This window comes from Citrobacter amalonaticus Y19, from assembly GCF_000981805.1.
GTDB lineage: Bacteria > Pseudomonadota > Gammaproteobacteria > Enterobacterales > Enterobacteriaceae > Citrobacter_A > Citrobacter_A amalonaticus_C.
In genome coordinates this window covers 3,055,620-3,078,440 of the sequence record NZ_CP011132.1, presented here as the reverse complement: position 1 = coordinate 3,078,440, position 22,821 = coordinate 3,055,620, and the positions used below count along the sequence as shown (strand labels likewise).

Below are 22,821 nucleotides of genomic sequence, written 5' to 3'. Positions count from 1 at the left end.
TGTTCATTGAAGGGTCCTCTGTGCTATGCAGACGACATAAGCGGGCAATGATAACACCGTCCCCGTCAAAGTGGTCAACATTTCCAGTACCTTACTCACGATTCCTCGGGCGGAGCCAGATCCAGCGACAGCCCGACGATTCCCTCTTCGAGCTGGATATCCACGCTAAAACCAAGCTTACGCGCCAGCGCGACCATGCCACGATTATTTGGCATCGTAATACCATTCAGTCTTCTCAGTCCGTGATCTCGTGTATAGGTAATCAATTTTTCCAGCAATCGACGACCCAATCCTAACCCTTTGAGATCGGAGCGAACCAGCACCGCAAATTCTGCATCAATATTATCCGGGTCGGAGATCGCACGGGTCACGCCAAGGATCTCTTCCGTTCGTTCTACGCGTCTCACCGCGACAAACGCCATTTCCCGATCGTAGTCGATCTGCGTCATGTTAGCTAAATCTTCATGAGTAAATTCATTTATCTCGCTGAAATAACGGTAATAAAGATCTTCTTTGGTGACCTGGGAAATAAACTGCTGAAGCTGGGGTTCATCCTCTGGCAGGATAGGGCGGAACAGACACTGCTCGCCATTTTTCATCTCTACCCACTCTTCCAGTTGATGCGGGTAGGGGCGCACGGCAAGGCGGCTTTCGTTATCGCCTTCGAATGGGGCGATATCCAGCGTGACATCCAGGGCGGTGAACTCACCGGCGGAGGCCAGCAGCGGATGAATATCCAGACGCTGGATCTCGGGACAGTCGACAATCAGGTTTGAGACCTGAACCAGCAACTGGCTTAACCCTGCAACATCCAATGGGCGCAGCGCACTGCGGCCGCGGATCTTTTTATTCTTGATCGCCTGAATCACTAAATAGCGCGCCAGGTTCATGTTCAGCGGCGGTAATGCCACCACGGCCTGCTCTTCAGGGCGCCACTCAACGCCGCCTTCACCCAGCATAATCAAAGGGCCAAACACCGGATCGTGCTCAACCACCACGCGCAGTTCCTGCGCCCCCGCACGGTTCGCCATGCTTTGCACCAGCAAACCGTGGATCCGCGCCTGAGGCCAGGCCATTTTCACGCGATCAATAATGGCATTGGCTGCCTGCTGTACTTCATTTGCCGTGCGCAGGTAAAGCATGACGCCCTGAACTTCAGATTTGTGCGGAATGTCAGGCGAGCGCAGTTTCAGCGCGACCGGATAGCCAATTTGTTCCGCAATATGGACAGCTTCGATGCTGTCGCCGGCAATCCAGGTCGGGAGCGTATGCAAGCCATAAGCTTGCAGGATCGGCTGAACCTCGTGGGTATCAAGCGAGGTCGCGCCTTCAGCAATCGCCTGCTGAAGCAGATCATGGGCCTGGGCCGTGTTGGAGGTCAGATTGCTGGGCAGCGCCGGTGTTTCACGCAGTTGTTTCTGGTTTCGCCGGTACTCGACCATATGCATAAACGCGGTGATCGTCCCTTCCGGGGTGCGATAGGTAGGGAGTCCGGCTTCACTGAACAGTCTGCGGGCTTCCTGGGAAGAAAACTCCCCACACCAGTTGGTCAACAGCGAGACAAATTTGCCGCGTGGATGATGCTTAACGGATTCAATCAGCGTCTGAGCACACTCGGTGGCGGGGGCGGCGGCGCTGGGGGAATGAATCACCATCAGCGCGTCAAAGTCCTGACTGGCGAGCAGAATATCCAGCGTTCGGGTGTAATGCTCAATGCTGGCATCGTCGCGCAGATCTAGCGGGTTGGCGATCTCGACATGGACAGGCAGAGCATCGCGCAGCTTCTGGCTGGTCTCTTCACTCAACATGGCCAGCTTGCCGTTGCGTGACCAGAGCTGATCAAGCGCCAGCGCGGCAGGCGCGGCACCGTTACTGATGATCATCAGTCTGTCGCCGCGCAGAGGGCGCATGTGGCTGAGTGTTTCCACTGCAGAAAAGAGCTCGTGAGTATCGTTCACACGCAGCAAACCGGCGCGCTGGATGGCGGCATCCCAGGCGGGATCCATTCCGGCGCTGGTATGCAACAACCGCTGTGCCGCCGGGCTGCGACCACTCTTAATGACCAGAATTGGCTTATTGCGCGCGGCGCTACGGGCGGCGGAAACAAAGTGCCGGGCATCACTGAGATGTTCGAGATAAAGCAGAATGGCGCTGGTTTTGCTGTCACGCGCCAGATAATCCAGCAACTCATCGACATCAATATCCAGGCTGTCACCGAGCGCAATAAAGTAGGAGAACCCCATTTCCCGCTGCTGCGCCCAGTCGAGAATGGTATTGGAGACCGCGGCGGACTGAGAAATAAACGCCAGCTTGCCGCGTTTAATCGGCACCGGCGAGAAGCTGGCATTCAGCCCCTGCCAGGGCGCCAGCAGGCCAAGACTGTTAGGGCCAAGCAGGCGCATGTTGTAGCGTTGCGCACAGGCCAACAGTTCTGCATGTTGCGCGGCGGGAGCCGAGAGAATAATGCAGGTTTTACAGCCTTTTTCGCCCAGGGCTTCCAGTAAGGCCAGATTGCGGCTGGCATTGGTGCACAACACCGCGAGGTCTGGGGTGAAGGGCAGGCTGGCGACATCGGGCCAGGCCAGGACGCCCAGAACGGCTTTCCAGGCGGGTGTTACCGGCAAAACGGGACCGTTAAATCCTCCCGCCAGCAGGTTGCGCATCATCAGATATCCTGCCCGATTGGGCTTCATCGATGCTCCGATCACCGCAATCGATTTTGGTCGCAGAAGCGCTTCCAGTCCTCGCTGACTCATACCGGTTTCCCTTACACAGAAGTGACCGAATGATTTTAAACGCTTTCTGCTGATTCTGCTGTGATGCTTCCCTGATGTTGGGTTTTTCCTGCGAGATAGCGCGTTTTAAAGCGGGTAAAGTGTTCGCCGAGGCTGCTTGCCGCCTCGGTATCCCCAGCCAGATCCAGCAGCGCAATAGCGACTTCGGCCGTGCAATATTGCCCTTCGGCATGGACTTCGCGCAGGTGGTAGGCCGACAGACGCGACAGATCCACCGAGATCACGGGTAGAGAGTCGAGATACGGGCTTTTGCGGAACATTTTTCGCGCTTCCGGCCAGGTGCCGTCGAGCATTATGAACAGCGGAGGCTTACCCGTCGGTGGGGTTAAAATCACCTCACGTTCGGCTCCGGCATAGGATGCAGGGAACACGACGATCGGTTGATAATCCGGGTTTTTCACCAGATCCAGCAGGGCCTGCGGCGGTTCTGTTCGTGACCACTGAAACGCGGCGGTGTCCGGTAAGATATCGGCGATCAGACGTCCGGTGTTGCTCGGTTTCATCGGTTCCGTGTCAAACATCACCAGACAAAAACGGCTTACAGCCCGAGAGGGCGACAGCGTCGCACACAGGCAAAGTTTCAACGGTAGCAGACAGCGCTGGCAGCGGCGAATGCGATTACCCCGGGCGAGAAAAGGGCGAGTGGCGCGCGCCAGACGTTCAGCGCGAAGCTTGAGAACAGCGTTTTCAGTCATAGAGAATGCGTTGAAAAACGCTATTGTCGCAGAGGTGAAAACGGGGCACAAGATGCGCCCCGTAGAGTTTACAGCGATTCGTTCAGCCAGCTGTCAAATGGCGCTTTGGGAACCGCGCCGTTCAGCATGTCGACAACCTGACCCTTTTTGAAGATCATAATGGTAGGAATACTGCGGATACCAAAGCGCGCGCTGAGCTCACGCTCCGCTTCCGTGTTAACCTTCACGAAGCGAACTTTGCCGCTGCGTTCTTCGGCGACATCTTCAAAGATGGGCGCGAAGTTACGGCACGGGCCGCACCACGGTGCCCAGAAGTCGATCACCACGGGCAGATCGTCTTTGAGCAGTTTATCCAGTGTTTCACCGGTCGCATTGATCACCTCCCCGTCAAACAGGTCGTGACCACAGCGTCCGCATTTTGCCGCATCCTCAACCCGATCGTCGGGAATGCGGTTGATGGCCTGGCAGCTGGTACAAACGGTATTCATAACTAACCTCTGGATGCGTCGGGGGTATTGAACGGCAGAGACGCCGATATGTTTCTAATATGTTACATATTATCGATGAGACTGTTTTAAACGACAATCTGTTTTATTCAATGAGTACAATAGTCATAAGCTTTTAAATGAAATAATGGCTAACCTGGTGCACATCGGGTAATCTGCGCGCTTCGCGCAGCGCTGGTGGAGAAAAGCATGAACGATGAATTGAAAAACAAAAGCGGCAAGGTCAAAGTGATGTATGTCCGCAGTGATGATGATTCTGATAAACGTACCCAAAACCCGCGTACCGGGAAAGGTGGCGGGCGTCCAGGAAAATCTCGTGCTGACGGTGGCCGTCGCCCCGCCCGCGATGAAAGAACCCCTCAGAACCGCGATCGCAAGCGTGAAGACTCACCGTGGCGGACCGTATCCCGCGCGCCGGGTGATGAAGCGCCTGAAAAAGCCGATCACGGTGGTATCAGCGGTAAAAGCTTTATCGATCCTGAAGTCTTACGTCGTCAGCGTGCGGAAGAAACCCGCGTTTACGGTGAAAATGCTTGTCAGGCCCTGTTCCTGAGCCGCCCGGAAGCGATTGTCCGCGCCTGGTTCATTCAGAGCGTCACGCCACGTTTCAAAGAAGCATTACGCTGGATGGCGGCAAACCGCAAAGCGTACCATGTGGTTGATGAAGCGGAACTGGCGAAAGCCTCAGGTACGGAGCATCACGGCGGTGTCTGCTTCCTGATTAAGAAACGTAACGGCACCACGGTGAAACAGTGGGTGAGCCAGGCGGGCGCGCAGGACTGCGTGTTAGCGCTGGAAGATGTTTCTAACCCGCACAATCTCGGCGGCATGATGCGTAGCTGCGCGCACTTCGGTGTGAAAGGCGTGGTGGTGCAGGACGCGGCGCTGCTGGAGTCCGGTGCGGCGATCCGCACTGCGGAAGGCGGTGCCGAACACGTTCAGCCGATTACCGGCGACAGCATCGTTGATGTGCTGGATGATTTCCGTCAGGCGGGCTACACCGTGGTGACAACCTCCAGCGAACACGGTAAGCCGCTGTTTAAAACCGAACTGCCAGAGAAAATGGTGCTGGTGTTAGGTCAGGAAATTGACGGTTTGCCGGATGCGGCGCGCGATGTCAGCGATCTGTGCGTGAAAATCGATGGCACGGGTCACGTTGAAAGCCTGAACGTCTCGGTGGCAACCGGTGTGCTGCTTGCCGAATGGTGGCGTCAGAACAAAGCCTGATAAGAAAAATGCCAGCGAATCGCTGGCATTTTTTTATTCACTCTCAGCCGGTAACACCGGCATCCAGTCAATCGGCTTCTCGCCGCGTTGTTCCAGCCACTGATTCGCCAGGACAAAATGATTACAGCCAAAGAACCCACGATGCGCCGAGAGCGGTGAGGGATGAGGCGCTTTCAGAACATGATGACGTTTCTGGTCAATAATCGCGCCTTTCTTCTGTGCATGAGAGCCCCAGAGCAGGAAAACTACCCCTTCACGATGTTCGTTAATCAGGCTGATCACTTTATCGGTGAACGTTTCCCATCCCAGACTGGCATGCGAATGCGCCTGGCCCGCCCGTACGGTTAATACCGTATTAAGCAGTAGAACCCCCTGATGCGCCCAGCTTTCAAGATAACCGTGGGCAGGACGAGTGAAACCGGGGATCGACCCCTCCAGTTCCTTATACATGTTCAGCAGCGAGGGGGGAGTGGCAATACCGGGGCGAACGGAAAACGCCAGACCATGCGCCTGACCAGGGCCGTGGTACGGGTCCTGTCCGAGGATCACGACCTTAACATCACCCAGCTCGGTGAAGCGAAACGCATTGAACACATCTTTTTGCGGCGGATAAACCGTTACCCCGGATTGACGCTCTCCGGCAACAGTATGCAGCGTATTGATAAAGTAGGGCTGCTGTTTCTCTTCAGCCAGCACATCGTGCCAGGTTAATTCAGTGGCCATCTCGCTCTCCTGCGAATTTTCAATCGCCATAGCTTAACTGCTTCTTTCGATGGCGCAAAATTCTCTCCGCGACGATGTGCGCTATGCACTTAATAAAGTTGAAAATTTGTGTAAAAAGTTTATATCCGCATATGGCGTAAGTTGATGTAAAACAATAAAATCATCCAATCACCTTGCCTGGTGTGTGGATTTTATTGATTTAAATCAATGAATCGAGGGGGTCAGGGGGGTATATATACACTCAAGCAACAATGGTTTTACCAATTGGCCGCGAGCCGGCCAACCCTAATCAAATAATTTGCCGGGGAGGCATCACAATGATTACAGGTATCCAGATTACTAAAGCCGCTAATGACGATCTGTTGAATTCCTTCTGGCTGTTGGACAGCGAAAAAGGCGAAGCGCGTTGCATCGTGGCTAAAGCCGGTTTTGCTGAAGACGACGTGGTAGCGGTCAGCAAACTGGGTGAAATTGAGTACCGCGAAATTCCGATGGAAGTCAAACCGGAAGTCCGTGTGGAAGGCGGTCAGCACCTGAACGTTAACGTTCTGCGTCGCGAAACGCTGGAAGATGCGGTTAAGCATCCGGAAAAATATCCGCAGCTGACTATCCGTGTTTCTGGCTATGCCGTGCGCTTTAACTCACTGACGCCGGAGCAGCAGCGCGACGTTATCGCTCGTACCTTTACTGAAAGCCTGTAAGGCTTAACCTTTAAATAAAAACGCCGGGTTTCCCCGGCGTTTTTTTATTCTTCGTTTGATTCCTGCGGTGTCGTTGCCGCACTCGGCTTGCGACGTTTACCAATGTTTTTGGTATCGCGATGGCGTTTTTTCACGCGCGGTTTCTCTTTGTCTTTCTCTTTTTTCTTCTCTTCACGTTTCGCGAGCGTTTTCTTCGACGGTTTGCCCGTCATCTTTTCGCTCGGTGCGCGTGAAGTTGGACGCAACTCATCAATCACCCGTGATTTCAGCGGTTCTTCGATATAGCGACCAATTTTCAGCAGCAGCAGATGATCGTGCGCTTCAACCAGCGAGATTGCCGTCCCTTTGCGACCAGCGCGGCCCGTACGGCCAATGCGGTGCAGATAGGTGTCCCCGCTACGCGGCATGTCGAAGTTAATCACATGGCTGACGTCTGGAATATCGATTCCGCGCGCCGCGACGTCGGTGGCAACCAGCACGTTAACGCGACCGTCAGTAAGACGATTAATGCCTTCGTTACGCTTGACTTGCGCCATCTCACCTTCAAGATAGCAGTTGTTGATCCCCGCCAGACGCAGTTTTTCAGCCAGTTCGTGTACGCGCTCGCGTTTGCGGACAAACACGATGGTGCGAGTGGCGTCGTCTTGTTTCAGTAGGTGCTTCAGCAGTTCGAATTTGTGCTCGAAGTTATCCGCGCGGTAATACCACTGGTGAATCTTCTTACGCTCGCGGGTTGATGGCATCGCGGAGACTTCAACCGGATCTTCCAGCAGACGCTCGGCAAAATCTTTAATTGCATCGCCTTCCAGCGTGGCGGAGAACAGCATCGTCTGTTTGCGCCAGCGCGTTTCCCCGGCGATGTGCTCGATGTCCTGGGCAAAGCCCATATCCAGCATCCGGTCAGCTTCGTCGAGGATCAGCGTTTCCACGGCGCGGCAGTCAAAATTCTCTTCTTTAATATACTGCATCAGACGCCCGGTGGTGGCGACCACGATATCCTGGTTTTCGCTGAACACTTCGGCGTGGTTCATGTACGCTACGCCGCCGGTAATCGTCGCGATATCCAGGTGGGTGTTCTTGGCCAGTTCACGGGCATGATCGGCGACCTGCATTGCCAACTCGCGTGTCGGGGTCAGGATCAAGATACGCGGCGGACCGGATTTTTTACGCGGAAAGTCGAGCAGGTGCTGCAACGCTGGCAGCAGATACGCCGCCGTTTTACCGGTGCCTGTCGGCGCAGAACCGAGTACGTCACGGCCTTCGAGCGCAGGCGGAATGGCGGCAGCCTGAATGGCGGTCGGGCGAGTGAAGCCTTTTTCCTGGAGGGCATCCAGCAGGCTTTCATCGAGTTCAAGTTCGGAAAAAGTCGTTACAGTCATGTTCTACCTCTGTGTGGGGCGCTGATTATAGACGTTACGGCTGCAATCTTCATCTGTTTGTATGGATATCGCTTCTCAGGTATTGTTTCCACCTGGTGCTGTTGCCGTTTTTCCTGCAAGGTTTTTAATTCATGCCTCAGTCTACATCCGTCCTTCGTCGTAATGGATTTACTTTTAAACAGTTTTTTGTCGCGCACGATCGTTGTGCGATGAAAGTGGGTACAGATGGGATTCTGTTAGGGGCATGGGCACCGGTGGCGGGCGTAAAGCGGATCCTCGATATCGGTACCGGCAGCGGCCTGTTGGCGCTGATGCTGGCGCAGCGTACCGATGAAAGCGTCACCGTCGATGCTGTTGAACTCGATAGCGACGCCGCCGCGCAGGCGCAAGAAAATGTTGCCCGCTCGCCGTGGGCGGATCGGGTGACCGTACAGACGGAAGATGTTCAGCCCTGGGCCGCGCGCCAGACCGTCAAATATGACCTTATCATCAGCAACCCACCTTATTACGAGCAGGGTGTTGAGTGCGCCACGCCGCAGCGGGAACAGGCGCGCTATACCACGATGCTGGATCATTCCGCTTTGTTAACGACGGCGACGGGGCTTATCACGGAAGAGGGGTTCTTGTGCGTCGTGCTGCCGGAAAATATCGGCAATACCTTTACGCAGCAGGCGTTAAATATGGGCTGGCATTTACGGCTACGCACCGACGTTGCCGAAACCCAGGCGCGATTACCGCATCGGGTGCTGCTGGCATTCTCCCCAAAGAAGGGAGAATGCTTTAGCGACAGGCTGGTGATTCGTGGGCCGGATCAGCGTTACTCTGAAGGGTATACGGCGCTGACCCAGGCATTTTATCTGTTTATGTGAGCATTTAATGGCGAGAGTACTGATGGACCTGATTCCTCCAGCAGCGCCGGATAATCGAGCGTGTAGTGCAGACCCCGGCTCTCTTTGCGCATCATCGCGCAGCGAACAATCAGTTCGGCGACCTGCACCAGGTTGCGTAACTCCAGCAAATTATTCGAGACGCGGAAGTGGGCGTAATACTCGTCGATCTCCTGCTGCAACATGGTGATACGGCGCAGGGCGCGCTCCAGACGTTTGGTGGTGCGCACAATCCCCACGTAGTCCCACATAAACAGCCGCAGTTCATGCCAGTTATGCTGGATGACGACCAGTTCGTCGGGGTTGTCCACGCGACTCTCATCCCAGGCGGGCAGGGCGTTGACGCCACGGGCATAAGGCATTCGTCGGTCGATATCTTCCGCCGCGGACCAGCCGTACACCAGACATTCCAGCAGCGAGTTTGAGGCCATGCGGTTCGCACCGTGCAGGCCGGTATAGCTCACTTCCCCAATCGCATACAGACCATCCACATCGGTACGACCAAAGTCGTCAACCATCACGCCGCCACAGGTGTAGTGTGCCGCCGGCACGATGGGCACCGGTTCTTTGGTCAGGTCGATGCCCAGCCCCAGCAGCTTTTCATAAATCATCGGGAAATGCTGACGCACAAAGGCTTCTGGTTTATGGCTGATATCGAGGAACATACAGTCCGCGCCAAGACGTTTCATCTCATGGTCGATAGCGCGGGCGACGATGTCGCGCGGTGCCAGTTCCCCTCGGGCGTCAAAGTCCGGCATAAACCGCGTGCCATCCGGGCGTTTGAGATGGGCGCCTTCTCCGCGCAGTGCTTCGGTGAGCAGGAAATTACGTGCCTGAGGGTGATAAAGCGCGGTAGGGTGGAACTGATTAAACTCGAGGTTTGCGACCCGGCATCCTGCTCGCCAGGCCATTGCGATACCGTCGCCGGAGGAAATGTCCGGATTCGTTGTGTATTGATACACCTTTGATGCGCCGCCCGTCGCCAGCACGACAGACTTCGCGTGGCAGGTTTCTACTGCCTCTTTATTCCGGTTCCAGACCCATGCTCCGACGACGCGTCGCGTACCGGGCAGACCAATTTTATCGGAGATGATTAAATCGACGGCATTACTGCGTTCCAGTACCCGAATGTTCGGATGGTTTTGCGCCTTGCTGACCAGCGTGGTTTCCACCTCTTTGCCGGTGGCGTCGGCGGCATGCAAAATGCGACGATGACTATGGCCGCCTTCACGCGTCAGATGGTAACTTTCTTCACCGTTAGGCTGGATCTGAGTATCAAACAACACGCCCTGGTCAATCAGCCACTGTACGCAGGGGCGGGCGTTGCTGGCAACAAACTCCACCGCATGGCGATCGCAAATACCGGCGCCCGCAATGAGCGTATCTTCCACATGTGAATCAATACTGTCGGTTTCATCGAAAACGGCGGCAATCCCGCCCTGCGCGTAGAAGGTGGAGCCTTCACTGACAGGACCTTTACTCAGCACGATAACCTGGTGTTTTTCAGCCAGACGCAGCGCCAGCGAGAGTCCGGCAGCACCGCTACCGATAATTAACACATCACAAGAAAGTTCAGGAGTGGTTTTCATGATTTTTGTTTAATTTACTAAACATTGTTTGGCCAGCATAGCACCACAATCGGCGATTCAGCACGTTTTATTTTCAATTGTGTTGTAATGGCTAAACAAGGCGGGGCGATCAAAACGGATATCTGTCTGGTCATCCATTTTGCGCGACGGGCCGTAAGTTCCAGATTAGATGATGAAATAAAGTGGCCATTGGGTTACTCTGCACGCGGTTTATGGTCATTTCTAAACAGATATACCCGCCATACTTCAAGTTGCATGTGCGTTGGCTTTCCTCGCTCACCCCAGTCACGTACTGGAGTACGCTCCCGGGGATCCACGGTGTCGTCGCTTTCCTGCAACTCGAATTATTTAAGGTATTGTGCGTTGTTCGGAATCTGTAGACTTATAATGAGAGATAATGACCGTCTACAACATGACAAACAAAAAACAGATGCGTAACGGAACTTTACAAAAACGAGACACTCTAACCTGTTGCTTGCTCATAGTGCAGCTAATGGAGTGGCGTTTCGCGAACGCGTGGAAATTTGGTTTGGGGAGACTTTACCTCGGATGAGCGAGCAGTTAACGGACCAGGTCCTGGTTGAACGGGTCCAGAAGGGAGATCAGAAAGCCTTCAATTTACTGGTAGTACGCTACCAGCATAAAGTGGCGAGTCTGGTTTCCCGCTATGTACCGTCGGGCGATGTTCCCGATGTGGTGCAAGAATCATTTATTAAAGCCTATCGTGCGCTGGACTCGTTTCGGGGAGATAGTGCTTTTTATACCTGGCTGTATCGCATTGCGGTGAATACAGCGAAGAATTACCTGGTGGCTCAGGGGCGTCGTCCGCCATCAAGCGATGTGGATGCGATTGAAGCAGAAAACTTCGAAAGTGGCGGTGCGCTGAAAGAAATTTCGAACCCTGAGAACTTAATGTTGTCAGAAGAACTGAGACAGATAGTTTTCCGTACTATTGAGTCCCTCCCGGAAGATTTACGCATGGCAATAACCTTGCGGGAGCTGGATGGCCTGAGCTATGAAGAGATAGCTGCTATCATGGATTGTCCGGTGGGTACGGTGCGTTCACGTATCTTCCGAGCGCGGGAAGCTATTGATAATAAAGTTCAACCGCTTATCAGGCGTTGACGATAGCGGGATACTGGAAAAGGTATTAGGCATGCAGAAAGAAAAACTTTCCGCTTTAATGGATGGCGAGACGCTGGATAGTGAGTTGCTTAATGAGCTGGCTCACGACCCGGATATGCAAAAAACCTGGGAAGGCTATCATCTGATCCGTGATTCAATGCGGGGTGATACACCTGAGGTTCTTCATTTCGATATTTCCGCTCGCGTCATGGCCGCTATTGAAGATGAGCCGGTACGTCAGACGGTGCCATTCATTCCAGAGGCCCAGCCTGCGCCGCAGCAATGGCAGAACATGCCGTTCTGGAAAAAAATGCGTCCGTGGGCCGCGCAACTTACCCAAATGGGCGTTGCCGCGTGCGTATCGCTTGCAGTTATCGTTGGTGTCCAGCACTATAATGGACAATCTGAAACGTCCCAGCAGCCTGAAACGCCGGTCTTTAATACTTTGCCGATGATGGGTAAAGCCAGCCCGGTAAGCCTGGGAGTACCTTCTGATGCGACCGCAAACGGCGGGCAACAGCAGCAGGTACAGGAGCAGCGTCGTCGGATCAACGCTATGTTGCAGGATTACGAATTGCAACGCCGACTGCACTCCGAACAGCTTCAGTTTGAGCAGGCACAGACACAGCAAGCCGCTGTTCAGGTGCCAGGAATTCAAACTTTAGGAACGCAATCGCAGTAATGAAGCAACTTTGGTTTGCCATGTCACTTGTGACGGGTAGCCTGTTCTTCTCTGTCAACGCCTCGGCCAACACTGCGTCCGGGGCGTTGTTGCAGCAGATGAACGTGGCCAGCCAGTCACTCAATTACGAGCTGTCATTCGTCAGCATTACAAAACAAGGCGTTGAGTCTCTGCGCTATCGCCATGCACGCCTGGAAAATCGTCCACTTGCACAACTGCTGCAAATGGATGGCCCGCGTCGTGAAGTGGTCCAGCGAGGGAATGAAATCAGCTATTTCGAGCCCGGACTCGAACCGTTCACCCTGAACGGGGACTACATCGTTGACTCCCTGCCATCGCTTATCTATACCGATTTCAAACGTCTCGCCCCCTACTATGATTTCATTGCGGTGGGCCGTACCCGTATTGCCGATCACCTGTGCGAAGTGATTCGCGTGGTGGCGCGTGATGGTACGCGTTACAGCTATATCGTCTGGATGGATACGGAAACGAAGTTGCCAATGCGGGTCGATCTTCTCGATCGCGATGGCGAAACGTTAGAGCAATTCCGGGTGATCGCCTTCACCGTGAATCAGGATGTAGGTAGCAGCATGCAGACGCTGGCGAAAGCCAGTTTGCCGCCGCTGCTTTCCGTGCCGGCGGGTGAAAAAGCGAAATTCAGCTGGAATCCAACCTGGCTTCCGAAAGGGTTTAGCGAAGTGTCCAGCGGCCGCAGACCGTTGCCAACGATGGACAACATGCCGATTGAATCGCGTCTCTACTCCGACGGTTTGTTTAGCTTTTCGGTTAACGTAAACCGGGCGACTCAGGCCAGCACCGATCAGATGCTGCGCACCGGACGCAGAACGGTGAGCACCAGCGTACGTGATAACGTGGAAATCACCATCGTGGGCGAATTGCCGCCGCAGACTGCGAAGCGTATTGCCGACACCATTAAGTTTGGAGCCTCACAATGATTAAAGAGTGGGCTACTGTGGTTTCATGGCAAAACGGCGAGGCGCTGGTGAGTTGCGATGTGAAAGCGTCCTGCAGCAGTTGTGCTTCACGCGCCGGCTGCGGCACCCGAGTGCTGAACAAACTGGGGCCACAGACCACGCATACCCTTGTCGTGGCGAGCGATGTGCCGCTTAAGCCAGGCCAGAAAGTGGAACTGGGGATTGCCGAAGGCAGCCTGCTAGGTTCCGCCATGCTGGTTTATCTGTCGCCGCTGGTGGGGTTATTTCTCATCGCATCGCTTTTTCAGGTGCTGTTTGGCTCCGATCTTGCGGCGTTAAGCGGTGCGATACTCGGTGGCGTCGGCGGATTCCTGATTGCTCGCGGTTATTCCCGTAAACTTGCCGCACGCGAAGCCTGGCAACCCGTTATTCTTAATGTTGCTCTCCCGCCCGATATGATTCGCGTTGAAACCCCCTCTACCGAAACGACCCCATGATATTCTTGCCGGATGGCGGCTTAGCCTTATCCGGCCTACAAACGATCGGCAAGTCCAGTAGGCCCAATAAGCTTGCGCCATCGGGCATCGTGCTTCTCTTACGATGTTTTACATCAGAAAAGCGATGCCGTTTCCAGTTCCCGCTATCCTGACTCTATGAACGTTTCCTCGCCTTCGCGTTGTAGTGTAGAATGCGGCGTTTCAGTTAAACAGACGTTAAGCTCAGAACAGCGACTTCTCAAAGCCTGTCCAACCAGGCGTAAGGCACAATAATTACACTATATGAAGAACATACGTAACTTTTCGATCATTGCTCACATCGACCACGGTAAATCGACGCTGTCTGACCGTATTATCCAGATCTGCGGTGGCCTGTCTGACCGTGAAATGGAAGCGCAGGTTCTCGACTCGATGGATCTTGAGCGTGAGCGCGGTATTACTATCAAAGCGCAGAGCGTAACGCTCGATTTCAAATCCGCTAATGGTGAAACTTACCAGCTTAACTTCATCGACACCCCAGGCCACGTTGACTTCTCGTATGAAGTTTCGCGTTCGCTTGCCGCCTGCGAAGGCGCTTTGCTGGTGGTAGATGCCGGGCAGGGTGTAGAAGCGCAAACCCTGGCAAACTGCTACACCGCGATGGAAATGGATCTCGAAGTGGTGCCGGTCCTCAACAAAATTGACCTGCCAGCCGCCGATCCTGAGCGTGTCGCCGAAGAGATTGAAGACATCGTCGGTATTGATGCGACCGATGCCGTGCGCTGCTCGGCGAAAACGGGTGTGGGCGTGACCGACGTTCTGGAACGTCTGGTGCGTGATATTCCGCCTCCGGAAGGCGATCCGGATGGCCCGTTACAGGCGCTGATCATCGACTCCTGGTTCGATAACTATCTCGGCGTTGTCTCGCTGGTGCGTATTAAAAATGGCACCCTGCGCAAAGGCGATAAAATTAAAGTGATGAGCACCGGTCAGACCTATAACGCGGACCGTCTGGGGATCTTCACGCCAAAACAGGTTGATCGCACCGAACTGAAATGCGGCGAGGTAGGTTGGCTGGTGTGCGCCATTAAAGACATTCTCGGCGCACCGGTTGGCGATACCCTGACTCAGGCACGCAACCCGGCAGAAAAAGCGCTGCCAGGTTTCAAAAAGGTAAAACCGCAGGTTTACGCGGGGCTGTTCCCGGTCAGTTCTGATGACTACGAGAACTTCCGCGATGCCCTTGGCAAACTGAGCCTCAACGACGCCTCTCTGTTCTATGAGCCAGAAAGTTCTACCGCGCTGGGCTTCGGCTTCCGCTGTGGCTTCCTCGGCCTGTTGCACATGGAGATCATTCAGGAACGTCTGGAACGTGAATACGATCTGGACCTGATCACCACCGCGCCGACCGTCGTGTATGAAGTCGAAACCACGGCGAAAGAGACGATCTACGTCGACAGTCCGTCCAAGCTGCCGCCGTTGAATAACATCTACGAACTGCGCGAGCCGATTGCGGAATGTCATATGCTGCTGCCTCAGGCTTACCTCGGTAACGTGATTACCCTGTGTATTGAGAAACGCGGCGTGCAGACCAACATGGTTTACCACGGTAACCAGGTGGCGCTGACCTATGAAATCCCGATGGCTGAAGTGGTACTCGACTTCTTCGATCGTCTGAAATCCACGTCGCGCGGTTATGCATCGCTGGATTACAACTTCAAACGCTTCCAGACCTCCGACATGGTGCGTGTTGATGTCTTGATCAACAACGAACGAGTCGATGCGCTGGCGCTGATCACTCACCGTGATAACTCGCAGAGTCGTGGTCGTGAGCTGGTAGAGAAGATGAAAGAATTGATCCCACGTCAGCAGTTCGATATCGCGATTCAGGCGGCGATCGGTACACACATTATCGCGCGTTCTACCGTGAAACAGTTGCGTAAAAACGTTCTGGCAAAATGCTATGGCGGTGATATCAGCCGTAAGAAAAAGCTGCTGCAGAAGCAGAAAGAAGGTAAGAAGCGTATGAAGCAGATCGGTAACGTTGAACTGCCTCAGGAAGCGTTCCTCGCCATTCTGCATGTCGGCAAAGACAGCAAATAATCCTTAAGGAGTTGGCATGGCGAATATGTTTGCCCTGATTCTGGTGATTGCCACATTGGTCACGGGCATGTTGTGGTGCGTGGATAAATTTATCTTCGCGCCAAAACGTCGGGAGCGTCAGGCGGCAGCGCAGGCTGCTGCCGGAGATTCACTGGATAAGGCAACGCTGAAGAAAGTGTCGCCGAAGCCTGGCTGGCTGGAAACCGGTGCCTCGGTTTTTCCGGTGCTGGCTATTGTGCTGGTCGTGCGTTCATTTATCTATGAACCTTTCCAGATCCCGTCGGGTTCGATGATGCCGACACTGTTGATCGGGGATTTTATCCTGGTGGAGAAATTCGCCTATGGTATTAAAGATCCGATTTACCAGAAAACGTTGATCGAAACAGGCCATCCGCAGCGTGGTGATATCGTGGTCTTTAAATACCCGGAAGATCCGCGTCTTGACTACATCAAGCGGGCGGTCGGTTTGCCTGGCGATAAAGTGACTTATGATCCGGTCGCGAAAGAAGTCACTATTCAACCGGGCTGTCGTTCGGGCCAGGCGTGTGAAAACGCGTTACCGGTCACCTATAGCGACGTTCAGCCGAGCGATTTTGTGCAGACGTTTGCACGTCGTAACGGTGGGGAGGCGACCAGTGGTTTCTTCGAGATCCCCCTGAGCGAAACGAAAGAGAACGGTATTCGTCTGTCTGAGCGTAAAGAGACGCTGGGTGACGTGACGCACCGCATTCTGACCGTGCCGATTGCTCAGGATCAGGTGGGGATGTATTACCAGCAGTCTGGCCAGCCGCTGGCGACCTGGATTGTGCCGCCGGGACAATACTTCATGATGGGCGACAACCGTGATAATAGCGCAGACAGCCGTTATTGGGGTTTTGTCCCTGAAGCGAATCTGGTCGGTAAAGCCACTGCCATCTGGATGAGTTTCGACAAACAAGAAGGCGAATGGCCTACTGGCGTTCGTTTAAGCCGCATCGGTGGTATCCACTAATTGCCGCGAATCGTTCATGTTGTCGTCATAACGACGGCAACATGAATTATTTCTTCGATAAATCCGCCCAGGCTAACGACATCCCTTGTCGTTGTGTATAGAATATTCCCCCGAAGTTTCAGGTTGGCGCCTCCTGGTCGCCACGGCACACGAAACAGCGTTGGTCCCCCTATATGAGCGTACATAAGCTGCTTAACGCGGCCGATAAAATGCTACGTATATCAGGTCTGTTTCGTGTGCTGAATTGTTGACGCATTTATTTATTGGTATCGCATGAACCCCATCGTAATTAATCGGCTTCAACGGAAGCTGGGCTACACTTTTACTCATCAGGAGTTGTTGCAGCAGGCATTAACCCACCGCAGTGCCAGCAGCAAACATAACGAGCGTTTAGAATTTCTTGGCGACTCAATTTTAAGTTTTGTGATTGCAAATGCGCTCTATCACCGCTTCCCGCGTGTGGACGAGGGTGATATGAGTCGTATGCGCGCGACGCTGGTGCGCGGTAATACGCTGGCTGAATTAGCCCGTGAGTTCGATCTGGGTGAGTGTTTGCGCTTAGGGCCGGGCGAACTGAAAAGCGGCGGATTTCGTCGCGAATCGATTCTGGCCGATACCGTCGAAGCGCTGATTGGCGGGGTTTTCCTCGACAGCGATATTCAGACCGTCGAAAAGCTGATCCTCAACTGGTATCAGACTCGTCTGGACGAAATCAGCCCGGGCGATAAACAAAAAGATCCGAAAACGCGTTTGCAGGAATATTTGCAGGGTCGCCATCTGCCGCTGCCGTCTTATCTGGTGGTGCAGGTGCGTGGTGAAGCGCACGATCAGGAATTTACTATCCACTGCCAGGTTAGCGGCCTGAGTGAACCGGTGGTTGGCACAGGTTCAAGCCGTCGCAAGGCGGAACAGGCTGCCGCCGAACAGGCGTTAAAAAAACTGGAGCTGGAATGAGCGACGAAAAAACGTACTGCGGATTTATTGCCATCGTCGGTCGCCCGAACGTTGGTAAATCCACGCTGTTGAACAATCTGCTCGGGCAGAAGATCTCGATCACCTCCCGTAAAGCGCAGACCACGCGTCACCGCATTGTCGGGATCCATACCGAAGGGGCATGGCAGGCGATTTATGTCGATACCCCGGGTCTGCACATGGAAGAAAAACGCGCGATTAACCGTCTGATGAACAAAGCGGCCAGCAGCTCCATTGGGGATGTTGAACTGGTGATCTTTGTGGTGGAAGGCACTCGCTGGACTGCGGACGACGAGATGGTGCTCAACAAACTGCGTGACGGTAAAGCGCCGGTGATTCTGGCCGTCAACAAAGTGGATAACGTGCAGGATAAAGCCGACCTGCTGCCGCACCTGCAGTTCCTGGCAAGTCAGATGGACTTCCTCGACATCGTACCCATCTCTGCGGAAACCGGGATGAATGTTGACACCGTTGCGGGCATCGTGCGTAAGCATCTGCCGGAAGCGGAGCATCACTTCCCGGAAGATTACATCACCGATCGTTCACAGCGCTTTATGGCTTCTGAAATCATCCGTGAAAAGCTGATGCGCTTCCTTGGCGCTGAACTGCCGTACTCCGTGACCGTGGAAATCGAACGTTTCATTACTAACGAACGCGGTGGTTACGATATCAACGGGCTGATCCTCGTCGAACGCGAAGGACAGAAGAAGATGGTCATTGGTAACAAAGGGGCCAAAATCAAGACCATTGGTATTGAAGCGCGTAAAGACATGCAGGACATGTTTGAAGCCCCGGTTCACCTTGAACTGTGGGTGAAAGTGAAATCCGGCTGGGCCGATGACGAACGCGCACTGCGCAGTCTCGGTTACGGCGAAGACTAGTAGTAATACTCTATGGCTTTCGAGGTGCAGGCAGGCGGCAAGACCGCGAATCCCCGGGGCTTACGGAAGTCAAGTGACTGGGGTGATCGGGCGCAGCCAACGCACCTGCAACTTGAAAGACGACGAGTATTATGATGGAGGGCTGGCAGCGCGCATTTGTCCTGCACAGTCGTCCCTGGAGCGAAACCAGCCTGATGCTGGACGTCTTCACGGAAGAGTCGGGTCGTGTGCGCCTTGTAGCCAAAGGCGCACGTTCTAAACGCTCTAATCTGAAAGGCGCTCTCCAGCCTTTTACCCCCCTGTTAGTCCGCTTTGGTGGACGTGGCGAAGTCAAAACGCTGCGTAGCGCGGAAGCCGTTTCTCTGGCACTCCCTCTGAGCGGTATCACGTTATACAGCGGCCTGTACGTCAATGAGCTGCTTGCTCGCGTGCTGGAGCACGAAACCCGCTTTTCTGCACTCTTCTTCGATTACCTGCACTGCATTCAGGCACTGGCGGGGGCAACGGGAACGCCGGAGCCTGTGCTGCGCCGTTTTGAACTGGCGCTGCTCGGTCATCTCGGTTATGGGGTTGATTTCCTGCACTGTGCGGGCAGCGGCGAGCCGGTGGATGACACCATGACCTACCGCTACCGCGAGGAGAAAGGCTTTATTGCCAGCATCGTTATCGACAACAGTACCTTTACCGGACGCCATCTGCGGGCGCTGGCAGAACGCGAATTTCCGGATATTGATACGTTGCGCGCGGCGAAACGCTTTACCCGCATAGCGCTGAAGCCGTATCTTGGTGGTAAGCCCTTAAAGAGCCGCGAATTATTCCGGCAGTTCATGCCGAAGCGAACATAAAATCACGAGGATTGTCATGGCTGAATTACTGTTAGGCGTCAACATTGACCACATTGCCACGTTACGCAATGCGCGCGGCACCGCGTATCCGGATCCGGTCCAGGCGGCATTCATTGCCGAGCAGGCGGGTGCTGATGGTATCACCGTCCATTTACGTGAAGATCGCCGCCACATTACCGACCGCGATGTCCGCATTCTGCGACAGACGCTGGACACGCGTATGAATCTGGAAATGGCGGTGACGGAAGAGATGCTGGCGATTGCCGTTGAAACCAAACCGCATTTCTGTTGCCTGGTGCCGGAAAAGCGCCAGGAAGTGACCACGGAAGGCGGGCTGGACGTGGCCGGACAGCGCGACAAAATGCGTGATGCCTGCAAACGTCTGGCTGACGCCGGGATCCTCGTCTCTCTGTTCATTGACGCCGATGAAACGCAAATCAAGGCGGCTGCTGACGTGGGCGCGCCGTACATTGAAATTCATACCGGTTGTTACGCGGATGCGAAAACCGATGCGGAACAGGCGCAGGAACTGGCGCGCATCGCGAAAGCCGCCACCTTCGCTGCGAGCCTGGGGCTGAAGGTCAATGCGGGCCACGGTCTGACCTATCATAATGTCAAAGCCATCGCCGCACTGCCGGAAATGCACGAGCTGAACATCGGTCATGCGATCATTGGTCGCGCGGTGATGAGCGGGTTGAAAGAGGCTGTAGCGGAAATGAAACGTCTGTTGCTGGAAGCGCGCGGCTAATGGCCATTCTCGGGTTAGGCACCGATATCGTGGAGATCGCGCGTATTGAAGCGGTGATCTCCCGCTCCGGTGACCGGCTTGCCAGACGGGTACTTAGCGCTAACGAATGGGCTATCTGGGAAACGCACCAGCAGCCGGTGCGTTTTCTGGCAAAACGCTTTGCCGTCAAAGAGGCCGCCGCGAAAGCCTTTGGTACCGGTATCCGCAACGGGCTGGCGTTTAATCAGTTTGAAGTCTTTAACGATGCGCTCGGTAAACCGCGCCTGCGATTATGGGGAGAGGCGCTCGCGCTGGCGGAGAAACTGGGCGTTGCGCATATGCACGTGACGCTGGCCGATGAACGTCACTATGCCTGCGCTACGGTCATTATCGAAAGTTAGATTTTATCGGCGTGGTGCATCTGGACAAATTTGTCCCAGAGTTGTTCTTCTGTTTCGACATGTGCCGGATCTTTAAGGATCGTATTAGGGATCGGGCACACCTTCTGGCAGGTGGGCGTGTCGTAATGCCCGACGCACTCGGTGCACTTGTCGCTGTTAATCTCATAGATGCTGTCACCCATCGAAATGGCCTCATTCGGGCATTCGGGTTCGCACATATCGCAATTGATGCATTTTTTAGTGATTAACAGGGCCATCAGGAAACTCTCAAAACAACACAAAGCGGGCGGGCATTATACGCGCATTCTTTGCTCAGACCAGTTTTTTTACCAGCGCCTCGCTGTGGCGAATACGTTCAGGCGCGTGCTCCAGATCCTGCTGAACCAGCGCCATAAAAAGCAGGTCGGTGAGCATCATTTGCGCGTGGGTTGATGAGATAGCCGCGCTGCGGGTGGCCTGTTCTTCCGCGATGGTATACAGACAGTGGCTGGCGCGCTGCTGGAGCGCATTGGGCGTGAACCCGGTGATCGCCAGGATCTGCCCCCCGACGCGCAAGGTTTCCTCTGCTGCCAGATTCAGCTCCCGACGTTCGCCGCTGTAGGAAATCGCCACCAGCAGGGAGTCCGGCGTCAGCGCCTGTACCGTGGCCAACAGCGCATGCATGTCGCGCTCAACAATGGCGTTCAGGCCGATCTTCATCAGTTTCCAGGCAAAATTCTGCGCCACCAGGCCGGATGCGCCAATCCCGGTTAACACAATCCGGCGGGCGTTGCGTAGCATCGTCACGCTTTCGGTCAACTTCTCTTCGTCGTTGACATCCAGCGTGGCATGCATCGCCGCCACATTCTCTTTGATCAGTTTCTCGCCAACCAGACGCAGAGGATCGTCGCCGCGGATCTGGTTATGCACCGGCACGGAATGCGGGTTCGGGTTGCTGACCAGCGCTTCGCTAATCGCCAGTTTCAGCGCCGGGAATCCCTTATAGCCGAGCTTTTGCGCGAACTTCACCACGCTCGACTGGCTGACGCCCGCTTCGGCCGCCAGCTGCTGTGAGCTGAGGTGGCGGGCGGCGTCGGGTTGTATCAGAAGATAGTCCGCGAGTTTTTTATCGCTTTGCGCAAACCCCGGGTAGCGCTGGCGGATGCGAATCAAACAGTTCATGGTCTCTCCTGGCGAAAACGTGATGGCGGCAACAAAATGAAATTTCACTCGCCTGTACGAATATTATATTCCATTATGGGCCGCTAATATGAATTAAAAATTCCTGAGGAGCAAACATGAATCTCGGCGCTTTAGTGTCAGAAACCCGTAATCCGCAAACAATGGACCTCGATGCGCTGTCGACGCTGGAGCTGGTTCACCGTTTTAATCAACAGGATACGCTGGTAGCGGAAGCAGTAAAAGCAACATTGCCCGATGTTGCGAGCGCCGTCGATGCAGCGGCTGAAGCGTTAAAATCCGGTGGCCGGATTATCTACATGGGCGCGGGGACCAGCGGCCGACTCGGCGTGCTGGATGCGTCTGAATGCCCCCCCACGTTTGGCGTTCCTCACGGTCTGGTGGTGGGGCTGATTGCCGGTGGTCCGGGGGCATTACTGAAAGCGGTTGAAGGGGCAGAAGACAACGCGCAACTCGGTGAAGACGATCTGATTGCCCTGAACCTCGCGCCACAGGATCTGGTGGTTGGACTGGCGGCCTCAGGGCGTACGCCGTATGTCATCGGCGGACTGAAATATGCCCGTAAAACGGGCTGTACCACGGTTGCTATCTCCTGTAATCCCGACTCGCCCATTGCCCGGGAAGCCGACATCGCGATTTCTCCTGTGGTAGGGCCGGAAGCATTGACCGGCTCAACGCGCTTGAAGTCTGGCACCGCGCAAAAGCTGGTGCTCAACATGATCTCCACCGGGGCGATGGTGAAGTTTGGCAAGGTTTACCAGAACCTGATGGTGGATATGAAGGCCACCAATATCAAGCTGATGGACCGCGCGTGCCGGATGGTGGTTGAAGCCACTGGCATTGCGCGCGCAGAGGCACAGACGTTGCTGAAGCAGACCGATTTTGACGTAAAACCGGCCATTCTTATGGCGCTGAGTGGCCTCAACGCCGATGCGGCGCGAGAAAAACTGGCCGCCCATCAGGGATTTTTACGGGCTGCGTTAGCAGACTCATCGAGGTAAC

The 22,821-nt window shown here is 54.6% G+C and carries 23 protein-coding genes and 1 pseudogene; 16 read left to right on the top strand and 8 right to left on the bottom strand.

The features are described from left to right. Positions 1 to 95: 95 nt before the first annotated feature. The 3 genes from F384_RS14180 to trxC all read right to left on the bottom strand — a co-directional run bounded on the left by F384_RS14180 (position 96) and on the right by trxC (position 3,978). Positions 96 to 2,756, bottom strand: a complete 2,661-nt coding sequence (locus F384_RS14180; protein WP_046485351.1) for a bifunctional acetate--CoA ligase family protein/GNAT family N-acetyltransferase — start codon at positions 2,754 to 2,756, stop codon at positions 96 to 98. Positions 2,757 to 2,791: 35 nt separating this feature from the next. Further along, on the bottom strand, positions 2,792 to 3,490 hold the full coding sequence (tapT, locus tag F384_RS14175) for a tRNA-uridine aminocarboxypropyltransferase (RefSeq protein WP_046485348.1): 699 nt from the start codon (positions 3,488 to 3,490) through the stop codon (positions 2,792 to 2,794). A 68-nt stretch (positions 3,491 to 3,558) separates the two neighbouring features. Then, on the bottom strand, positions 3,559 to 3,978 hold the full coding sequence (gene trxC, locus F384_RS14170) for a thioredoxin TrxC (RefSeq protein WP_042317510.1): 420 nt from the start codon (positions 3,976 to 3,978) through the stop codon (positions 3,559 to 3,561). Between the two features lie 207 nt (positions 3,979 to 4,185). On the opposite strand from trxC, the gene F384_RS14165 reads away from it, so the two are divergent. Further along, on the top strand, positions 4,186 to 5,223 hold the full coding sequence (locus F384_RS14165; RefSeq protein WP_046485346.1) for a tRNA/rRNA methyltransferase: 1,038 nt from the start codon (positions 4,186 to 4,188) through the stop codon (positions 5,221 to 5,223). A gap of 33 nt (positions 5,224 to 5,256) precedes the next feature. Here F384_RS14165 and ung read toward each other — a convergent pair whose 3' ends face one another. Continuing rightward, the gene (ung, locus tag F384_RS14160) at positions 5,257 to 5,946 is read right to left on the bottom strand and encodes a uracil-DNA glycosylase (protein WP_046498164.1); all 690 of its coding nucleotides are present in this window, start codon (positions 5,944 to 5,946) and stop codon (positions 5,257 to 5,259) included. A 317-nt stretch (positions 5,947 to 6,263) separates the two neighbouring features. Here ung and grcA point away from each other — a divergent pair, with 317 nt between their 5' ends. Beyond that, positions 6,264 to 6,647 (top strand): autonomous glycyl radical cofactor GrcA, encoded by a 384-nt coding sequence (gene grcA / locus F384_RS14155; protein ID WP_042317514.1) that lies wholly within the window; start codon positions 6,264 to 6,266, stop codon positions 6,645 to 6,647. Positions 6,648 to 6,691: 44 nt separating this feature from the next. Here grcA and srmB read toward each other — a convergent pair whose 3' ends face one another. Continuing rightward, positions 6,692 to 8,026: an ATP-dependent RNA helicase SrmB gene (gene srmB / locus F384_RS14150; protein ID WP_046485344.1), complete on the bottom strand. Its 1,335-nt coding sequence runs from the start codon at positions 8,024 to 8,026 to the stop codon at positions 6,692 to 6,694. A gap of 131 nt (positions 8,027 to 8,157) precedes the next feature. Here srmB and trmN point away from each other — a divergent pair, with 131 nt between their 5' ends. Further along, the gene (trmN, locus tag F384_RS14145) at positions 8,158 to 8,895 is read left to right on the top strand and encodes a tRNA(1)(Val) (adenine(37)-N(6))-methyltransferase TrmN (RefSeq protein WP_046485341.1); all 738 of its coding nucleotides are present in this window, start codon (positions 8,158 to 8,160) and stop codon (positions 8,893 to 8,895) included. Here the strand turns inward: trmN and nadB are convergent. After that, positions 8,880 to 10,502: an L-aspartate oxidase gene (nadB, locus tag F384_RS14140; RefSeq protein ID WP_046485338.1), complete on the bottom strand. Its 1,623-nt coding sequence runs from the start codon at positions 10,500 to 10,502 to the stop codon at positions 8,880 to 8,882. The genes trmN and nadB overlap by 16 nt on opposite strands. A gap of 387 nt (positions 10,503 to 10,889) precedes the next feature. Between nadB and rseD the strand changes: the two are divergent. The 12 genes and pseudogenes from rseD (at position 10,890) to acpS (ending at position 20,640) form a co-directional block, all read left to right on the top strand. After that, positions 10,890 to 11,055, top strand: a pseudogene (gene rseD / locus F384_RS29925) (rpoE leader peptide RseD). Beyond that, positions 11,052 to 11,627: an RNA polymerase sigma factor RpoE gene (gene rpoE, locus F384_RS14135; protein ID WP_000003307.1), complete on the top strand. Its 576-nt coding sequence runs from the start codon at positions 11,052 to 11,054 to the stop codon at positions 11,625 to 11,627. Before rseD ends, rpoE begins: the two are co-directional and overlap by 4 nt. Before the next feature lie 31 nt (positions 11,628 to 11,658). Beyond that, entirely contained in the window at positions 11,659 to 12,309 is a 651-nt protein-coding gene (gene rseA, locus F384_RS14130; protein WP_046485166.1) for an anti-sigma-E factor RseA, read from the top strand. After that, on the top strand, positions 12,309 to 13,265 hold the full coding sequence (gene rseB, locus F384_RS14125) for a sigma-E factor regulatory protein RseB (RefSeq protein ID WP_046485164.1): 957 nt from the start codon (positions 12,309 to 12,311) through the stop codon (positions 13,263 to 13,265). The genes rseA and rseB overlap by 1 nt, the downstream gene beginning before the upstream one ends. Next, positions 13,262 to 13,741, top strand: a complete 480-nt coding sequence (gene rseC, locus F384_RS14120) for a SoxR-reducing system protein RseC (RefSeq protein ID WP_046485163.1) — start codon at positions 13,262 to 13,264, stop codon at positions 13,739 to 13,741. Before rseB ends, rseC begins: the two co-directional genes overlap by 4 nt. 282 nt (positions 13,742 to 14,023) lie before the next feature. Beyond that, on the top strand, positions 14,024 to 15,823 hold the full coding sequence (gene lepA, locus F384_RS14115) for a translation elongation factor 4 (protein WP_046485160.1): 1,800 nt from the start codon (positions 14,024 to 14,026) through the stop codon (positions 15,821 to 15,823). Positions 15,824 to 15,839: 16 nt separating this feature from the next. Then, positions 15,840 to 16,814: a signal peptidase I gene (lepB, locus tag F384_RS14110; protein WP_046485158.1), complete on the top strand. Its 975-nt coding sequence runs from the start codon at positions 15,840 to 15,842 to the stop codon at positions 16,812 to 16,814. 273 nt (positions 16,815 to 17,087) lie between these two features. Further along, a complete protein-coding gene (rnc, locus tag F384_RS14105; protein ID WP_042291512.1) occupies positions 17,088 to 17,768 on the top strand; it encodes a ribonuclease III in 681 nt (226 codons plus the stop codon). Then, complete coding sequence (gene era, locus F384_RS14100; protein ID WP_046485155.1) at positions 17,765 to 18,667, top strand: GTPase Era; 903 nt, start codon at positions 17,765 to 17,767, stop codon at positions 18,665 to 18,667. Before rnc ends, era begins: the two co-directional genes overlap by 4 nt. 134 nt (positions 18,668 to 18,801) lie before the next feature. Next, on the top strand, positions 18,802 to 19,512 hold the full coding sequence (gene recO / locus F384_RS14095; RefSeq protein WP_046498159.1) for a DNA repair protein RecO: 711 nt from the start codon (positions 18,802 to 18,804) through the stop codon (positions 19,510 to 19,512). Between the two features lie 16 nt (positions 19,513 to 19,528). Beyond that, on the top strand, positions 19,529 to 20,260 hold the full coding sequence (gene pdxJ, locus F384_RS14090) for a pyridoxine 5'-phosphate synthase (protein ID WP_046485153.1): 732 nt from the start codon (positions 19,529 to 19,531) through the stop codon (positions 20,258 to 20,260). After that, entirely contained in the window at positions 20,260 to 20,640 is a 381-nt protein-coding gene (acpS, locus tag F384_RS14085; RefSeq protein WP_046485151.1) for a holo-ACP synthase, read from the top strand. The genes pdxJ and acpS overlap by 1 nt, the downstream gene beginning before the upstream one ends. Here the strand turns inward: acpS and F384_RS14080 are convergent. Then, a complete protein-coding gene (locus F384_RS14080; protein WP_042999785.1) occupies positions 20,637 to 20,897 on the bottom strand; it encodes a YfhL family 4Fe-4S dicluster ferredoxin in 261 nt (86 codons plus the stop codon). The two genes, acpS and F384_RS14080, sit on opposite strands and share 4 nt — an antisense overlap. Before the next feature lie 55 nt (positions 20,898 to 20,952). Next, positions 20,953 to 21,801, bottom strand: a complete 849-nt coding sequence (locus tag F384_RS14075; RefSeq protein WP_046485148.1) for a MurR/RpiR family transcriptional regulator — start codon at positions 21,799 to 21,801, stop codon at positions 20,953 to 20,955. A 116-nt stretch (positions 21,802 to 21,917) separates the two neighbouring features. Here F384_RS14075 and murQ point away from each other — a divergent pair, with 116 nt between their 5' ends. Then, a complete protein-coding gene (gene murQ / locus F384_RS14070; protein WP_046485146.1) occupies positions 21,918 to 22,820 on the top strand; it encodes an N-acetylmuramic acid 6-phosphate etherase in 903 nt (300 codons plus the stop codon). Position 22,821 lies beyond the last annotated feature (1 nt).

Bases quoted from the DNA above. Each gene is read 5' to 3' on its own strand.
- F384_RS14180 (WP_046485351.1), bottom strand. From the start codon at position 2,756: ATGAGTCAGCGAGGACTGGAAGCGCTTCTGCGACCAAAATCGATTGCG.
- tapT (WP_046485348.1), bottom strand. From the start codon at position 3,490: ATGACTGAAAACGCTGTTCTCAAGCTTCGCGCTGAACGTCTGGCGCGC.
- trxC (WP_042317510.1), bottom strand. From the start codon at position 3,978: ATGAATACCGTTTGTACCAGCTGCCAGGCCATCAACCGCATTCCCGAC.
- F384_RS14165 (WP_046485346.1), top strand. From the start codon at position 4,186: ATGAACGATGAATTGAAAAACAAAAGCGGCAAGGTCAAAGTGATGTAT.
- ung (WP_046498164.1), bottom strand. From the start codon at position 5,946: ATGGCCACTGAATTAACCTGGCACGATGTGCTGGCTGAAGAGAAACAG.
- grcA (WP_042317514.1), top strand. From the start codon at position 6,264: ATGATTACAGGTATCCAGATTACTAAAGCCGCTAATGACGATCTGTTG.
- srmB (WP_046485344.1), bottom strand. From the start codon at position 8,026: ATGACTGTAACGACTTTTTCCGAACTTGAACTCGATGAAAGCCTGCTG.
- trmN (WP_046485341.1), top strand. From the start codon at position 8,158: ATGCCTCAGTCTACATCCGTCCTTCGTCGTAATGGATTTACTTTTAAA.
- nadB (WP_046485338.1), bottom strand. From the start codon at position 10,502: ATGAAAACCACTCCTGAACTTTCTTGTGATGTGTTAATTATCGGTAGC.
- rpoE (WP_000003307.1), top strand. From the start codon at position 11,052: ATGAGCGAGCAGTTAACGGACCAGGTCCTGGTTGAACGGGTCCAGAAG.
- rseA (WP_046485166.1), top strand. From the start codon at position 11,659: ATGCAGAAAGAAAAACTTTCCGCTTTAATGGATGGCGAGACGCTGGAT.
- rseB (WP_046485164.1), top strand. From the start codon at position 12,309: ATGAAGCAACTTTGGTTTGCCATGTCACTTGTGACGGGTAGCCTGTTC.
- rseC (WP_046485163.1), top strand. From the start codon at position 13,262: ATGATTAAAGAGTGGGCTACTGTGGTTTCATGGCAAAACGGCGAGGCG.
- lepA (WP_046485160.1), top strand. From the start codon at position 14,024: ATGAAGAACATACGTAACTTTTCGATCATTGCTCACATCGACCACGGT.
- lepB (WP_046485158.1), top strand. From the start codon at position 15,840: ATGGCGAATATGTTTGCCCTGATTCTGGTGATTGCCACATTGGTCACG.
- rnc (WP_042291512.1), top strand. From the start codon at position 17,088: ATGAACCCCATCGTAATTAATCGGCTTCAACGGAAGCTGGGCTACACT.
- era (WP_046485155.1), top strand. From the start codon at position 17,765: ATGAGCGACGAAAAAACGTACTGCGGATTTATTGCCATCGTCGGTCGC.
- recO (WP_046498159.1), top strand. From the start codon at position 18,802: ATGGAGGGCTGGCAGCGCGCATTTGTCCTGCACAGTCGTCCCTGGAGC.
- pdxJ (WP_046485153.1), top strand. From the start codon at position 19,529: ATGGCTGAATTACTGTTAGGCGTCAACATTGACCACATTGCCACGTTA.
- acpS (WP_046485151.1), top strand. From the start codon at position 20,260: ATGGCCATTCTCGGGTTAGGCACCGATATCGTGGAGATCGCGCGTATT.
- F384_RS14080 (WP_042999785.1), bottom strand. From the start codon at position 20,897: ATGGCCCTGTTAATCACTAAAAAATGCATCAATTGCGATATGTGCGAA.
- F384_RS14075 (WP_046485148.1), bottom strand. From the start codon at position 21,801: ATGAACTGTTTGATTCGCATCCGCCAGCGCTACCCGGGGTTTGCGCAA.
- murQ (WP_046485146.1), top strand. From the start codon at position 21,918: ATGAATCTCGGCGCTTTAGTGTCAGAAACCCGTAATCCGCAAACAATG.